Here is a 1,261-nt window from a genome sequence, read left to right on the forward strand (position 1 = left end):
GGGTGACTAACCCCCGACCTCTCACACCACCGTACGTACCGTTCGGTATACGGCGGTTCAATTAAGTATGACGTAGAGTCTGATATCTTTCGGTTAGACTTCTTAACCCTCGGTGACTCCAATAGGAGTTGTCGAGGGTTTTATGTAGAATGGGACTGCAGGCAATCCGCCAATATCCCTTCCGTGTATTGCCCCATTCGAATGCTTTATGGCTTGGAACACCTAATCCTCTAAGTTTCCGAATTCTTGTTTTCGGGGTTTTCCATTCTTTCCATAAACACATCCGAAGCCTTCGTCTAATCCATTCATCAAATTCTTTGAACTTACTTGGTGTTTCTGCCAAGGCAAAATATCCGCACCATCCCATTAAATACTTGTTCAGTTTCTCAATCCTTTTCTCCATTGGATACGGTTTCGACCTTGATGTAGTTTCACGGATCTTGTTCTTCAAACGTTTCACACTTTCGTTCGCAATCCGTATCTTTGGTGTTTTATTAGATGTGAAGCTGAAACCGAGAAACTTCCGTTTCCAAGGACGGTCTACTGCCGATTTCTTTTTATTTACCTTGAGCTTTAACTCCTTCTCAATAAAGTTGGTAATGGAGTTCATGACACGAATTCCTGCTTTCTTTGTTTTCACATAGATGTTACAGTCATCCGCATACCGGACAAACTTATGTCCACGTTTCTCCAGCTCCTTATCCAATTCATGAAGCATGATGTTTGATAAAAGTGGACTAAGCGGGCCGCCTTGAGGCGTTCCCATGTCCGTTTCCATTACTACTCCATTGATCATCACGCCTGATTGAAGATATCGACGGATTAACTTCAGTAGAATTCGATCTTTGATCGTTTTCGCCAAGATCCCCATCAGTTTGTCGTGATTCACCTTGTCAAAGAATTTCTCTAAGTCTATATCGACTACCCAACGATATCCTTCTTTGATATAACCTTTTGCTTCCCTAACCGCATCATGTCCCCTTCTACCTGGGCGGAAACCATAGCTATGGTCCGAGAAGGTCGGATCAAAGATTTTCGTCAACACTTGGGCAATCGCTTGTTGGATGAAACGATCAGTCACGGTAGGGATCCCTAGAAGCCTTACTCCTCCGTTCGGTTTCGGGATTTCGACTCGACGGACGGGTAAGGGCTTGTAGGTTCCTTCTCTCAACGACTGTCGAATGGAGTCCCAATTTTCGTAGAGGTGTCTTCGTAGGTCTTTTACGGACATGCCATCTACTCCGTGACTTCCTTTATTCTG

Annotated in this window: 1 protein-coding gene; it reads right to left on the bottom strand. The window is 44.3% G+C overall.

Going from position 1 to position 1,261, the window contains the following annotated elements:
* Positions 1–61 precede the first annotated feature (61 nt).
* On the bottom strand, positions 62–1,261 hold a 1,200-nt coding region (ltrA, locus tag AC3ASS_RS14330), incomplete at its 5' end, for a group II intron reverse transcriptase/maturase (RefSeq protein WP_488284164.1).

Source organism: Bacillus sp. JST-5 (assembly GCF_057747715.1).